Origin of the sequence: Vibrio sp. 1F279, assembly GCF_041439815.1 — a bacterium.
GTDB lineage: Bacteria > Pseudomonadota > Gammaproteobacteria > Enterobacterales > Vibrionaceae > Vibrio > Vibrio tasmaniensis_A.
The window spans coordinates 1-3,791 of the sequence record NZ_JBGOOU010000090.1 but is presented as its reverse complement, the minus strand read 5'-3'; the positions used below and the strand labels follow the sequence as shown (position 1 = coordinate 3,791).

The following is a 3,791-nucleotide window of genomic DNA, read 5'->3' as shown; positions in this document are numbered from 1 at the left end:
ATATTCTTTTAGCCGGTTACGGTGTGATTTTTGGTTGAAGTGGAAGGAGTAATATTCTGCCCTGTAAATCGCTCTCAAACCGTCACAAACTTTCAGAGGGGTTTATGGGTATATCGGCTTGGATTAGATCGAGAAATACGCCCTATGGCGATTCTAGGCATTCTGATGGGTGTTTTGAGGGGCTAAATCGGCTATTTACCATAATGGGCATAATGACTACCGGATTTTGATCGGCATTATGTGCTGCTTCCATGCAGCTTTATTTTTTCCTTGCTCTACACGTCATGTAGTCGATGTAAAAAAGTCACTTGATTAAGCGACCTTTTAAAATTGAATGGCATAAAAAAGGCTTGGAGGGAATATATCAGATTTATTATTCAACACTGCTCATACCTCACGTGCTTGAAAAATAAATATTTAACGTAACGCGCACTTAACGCACCAGATCGAAACAGAAACCAGAACAGCGTTTGTTAGTGCATTTTGAGGCTCATTACCTTATTGGTGTTGAAATTTTATTTCAATCATATATGATTGCTTTATTGTAATTTATGATTGAAGTATGAATGCGCTTATGAAAATAGACATCACAACAGAAACTTATCAGCGACTGTCTGAATTGGTTCAGGGTTTTGATTCGCCTGATGCTGTAATAAACAGATTGATTGATGAGGTAACGAAACAACCAAAGGAAAAACCAATTGTTATTTTTAATCCATCAAATGAAGAAAAATTCAAAGGTGAACTCTTAAGTACAAAGTTGGCGGAAGTTTGTTTGCACTACACGAATACAACGCCGCTGTTTTTTCCTTGGAATGCGCAAAAACTTAAAGACACTTCTAATTTGAAAGCAAATCTTTGGTCTGGTTTTCTTAGGGATTGGAAGAAGAAAGGTATCACTAAAATTGAACTGACAGTTCTAAGCAATGATGCGGATATGGAGATGTTAAAATTAGCCCATGCATTAGGGCTAAGTTATGCAGATGCTATGAAAATCCAACCTCGTTCACATCGTGAAAATGATGATTACTATCTAATTTGGTTTGAAAATGAGGACATGGAAATTCTGAACAAGATTGTTCACAAGAAAGTGGATAACGATCTCAATTTCTACCTACCTGCGTTCATGTTAGATAATTAACATAACACCCGAAGTAAGAATCACGAGAAGGTCGCCAATGGCGGCCTTTTTTACGTTACAGGGTTATGATTTTGTTTACCTGCAACGCTTGACCTGGCATTGGTTATCCACTGATTTTGTAGATGAAAAACGAGCGAGTTAACATAACGTGCACTTCACGCACCACGACAACATTTTCATTAAGGATGTTACTGAGATATGATCTTACCTATTGAAATCAAACTAAAATAAGAAGGTATACAATGGCATCTATGACTAGACAAGAAAGAGCAAAACATTATTTAAAGCGATTGTTAAATTCTCGTAATAAATCTTTAGAGCTTGAGGCAATTTTAACCGAGCTTAATGGTCTTGTTTACACGAAGACAAATGAACCTTTAAGTCGTCAAGAAAAGCTACTTATTCTTGAGGAGTTAGAGCGTTTAGCAAGTAATGATGACTCTATATTAGAAAGTGTTGGCACTGAACATTTCAAAGTAAATGCATCAGATAATAGCAATATCTTGGATGTTATAAGTGCAATGAAAAAGCGAGTTGGAAAATGATCATGGAAGGATCTGACATTATCTCAGGTATAAGTCTTTTTGTTTCGATTGGGGCGGTAGTTTTTGCTAAGAAATCCAGTTCAAAAGCTAATGAAATTTCTACTGAAAATCTGAAGCTACAAAGTGGAATGGTTGAGCTGGAAGTAAGTCAATCAATTGAAAACTCCAAGGCTAGAGTTGTTGATATAACGACTATAATGGCCCCGTTAGCTTCCAAAAAAGAAGCTGGAACAATAAATAATGAAGACCAACTAACGTTGGATTCATATGTCAAAAATTTTGACGCGACAGTTCAAACACTAATGAATACATATGATGTAGCCTGTTCTAAATATATTGACGGTAAGGTTGACAAAACAAGATTTAAAAAATCATATAAGTATGAGATTAGGAATCTACTAGAGGATCAATCCTTTAAAGAGTATTTTGATCCGCTTACATCTCGTTATAAATCAATACTTAGTGTGTTTGATGAGTGGGACAATGATGATTAAAGGAACTTTAGAGATCTTTTTATCGAATGCCTTAACTACAAATAAGGCGTTTCACTGAGTTCACATTAAACATAACCCCCGCAATCTGTACCGAGTTCAGAACGAAAAAAGCCACCTCGAAAGGTGGCTTTTTTCTTTTGATCTATCACGACAACATAAAAGTGTCGTTGAGATCTTGGTCATTTGGTCGTAACCTTATGCCCAGATGTGAAAAAAACCGACTGTGGAGGTCGGCTTATTTCGGAATACTCAAACGATTTCTACCCGTTAAGTCCTTTCATGATAGCCATATCACAGAAGCACTTCAAGTATTCTCAAGGCTTTATTTGGTTCAGATGTTTTGGATAAAGCGGAGACGTCCTGTTAGCGATCAAGGATTACCAGACGCTAACCAGCGAACAGACTAAACCCGAAATGACGTAATAGGTCACGATGCTATACCTCACTAGGCATCGAGTAAGGCTCAATGATAATACGGTTTAGTTTCTCCCACTGTGGTGGATGTTCTAACCAACTGCAAATGTAGTTAGGGCACTAAGGGGAGAGCGTAAGGTGGGGCTGAAAGATGCCTGAAAAGTCTTTTTTGTACCTCGGTTCGGAACCTGATATTTCACGATTTTATAGTCGGTCGAGATAGGGGTTCAGCGTAGCTGAAAGCAGGTTCTGTGGAGCTTTGCGACGTCCTCATTTCATGCTCTTATTGTTTCCTACCAAAGACATTAATTATTGAGCGTGGAGCGCAAACAATCCTCATCCTTTAAACTGATTTGGCGATTGTGCGTAAAGTTGAGGTCAGCTTGTCTGTCCTGACTTTTCCACATGAGACTCCATCACAAATCAGACCATCATCCCAATCTTAAAATCTTGTAAACACAAAGCGTATTGCCTCGCTAAATGTGTAGTACAACTGTATCACTAATACTAAGCCAGTATACACAGCGTCCCCTCTAGTTCGCTTCGCTCCTGACGGGTTCACTGTGACTGGTTCGGGGTTTCACCCCAAAACCCCAAAGAACATTCTCCACGAGATTTGGCTTTTTCGGCACATACTCTCGTAACATGATCTCGGCATATCGGTTGTTACTAAAGCGTATGCCGAGACCGTGTTACGAGAACTGTTTATAAAGCACTTTCAAAACAATGTTTTAAAACGTTCAAAAAAGCACGGGCAAATCGTAGTGCTACGCACGACTACCCCCCTTTATCACGGTATTTTCCTCGTCATTCTGGTTCGTTCCTCACACATCGAATTTTTCGGATACCTGAGATAAACGGAGGTAGTCTCGCCTACTCAACGATTTGCCCTAAAGCATTCCCTAAAAATAATCAATTTCCCGATAAATCGGCGCTTGGGCGATTGTATTTTTTAAACGCTCATCGAGCACTTGAGCAAATCAATAACAATTAAATCCCCGCAGAGGGGGACGCTGATCGCGATTAATTGAGTCACTCAAAGTAAAAATTCTTAGGAATTTTAAAAAGCCTGACGCGCTGTGCTTGTCGATTTTTTCACTTGGTGGATCTCGTTCCTCGATTCACCAGGTTTAAAAATGAAAATATTCTTTTAGCCGGTTACGGTGTGATTTTTGGTTGAAGTGGAAGGAGTAATAT

General features: G+C 38.8%; 3 protein-coding genes. All 3 read left to right on the top strand.

Annotation, left to right across the window (positions count from 1 at the left end):
• The first annotated feature begins 574 nt into the window (after positions 1-574).
• The 3 genes from ACED60_RS25315 to ACED60_RS25305 all read left to right on the top strand — a co-directional run bounded on the left by ACED60_RS25315 (position 575) and on the right by ACED60_RS25305 (position 2,180).
• Positions 575-1,141 (top strand): hypothetical protein, encoded by a 567-nt coding sequence (locus ACED60_RS25315; protein ID WP_371728711.1) that lies wholly within the window; start codon positions 575-577, stop codon positions 1,139-1,141.
• Between the two features lie 242 nt (positions 1,142-1,383).
• Entirely contained in the window at positions 1,384-1,686 is a 303-nt protein-coding gene (locus ACED60_RS25310; RefSeq protein ID WP_371728710.1) for a hypothetical protein, read from the top strand.
• A gap of 2 nt (positions 1,687-1,688) precedes the next feature.
• Positions 1,689-2,180, top strand: coding sequence for a hypothetical protein (locus ACED60_RS25305; RefSeq protein ID WP_371728709.1), 492 nt, complete (start codon positions 1,689-1,691; stop codon positions 2,178-2,180).
• Positions 2,181-3,791 lie beyond the last annotated feature (1,611 nt).

Bases quoted from the DNA above. Each gene is read 5' to 3' on its own strand.
- ACED60_RS25315 (WP_371728711.1), top strand. From the start codon at position 575: ATGAAAATAGACATCACAACAGAAACTTATCAGCGACTGTCTGAATTG.
- ACED60_RS25310 (WP_371728710.1), top strand. From the start codon at position 1,384: ATGGCATCTATGACTAGACAAGAAAGAGCAAAACATTATTTAAAGCGA.
- ACED60_RS25305 (WP_371728709.1), top strand. From the start codon at position 1,689: ATGGAAGGATCTGACATTATCTCAGGTATAAGTCTTTTTGTTTCGATT.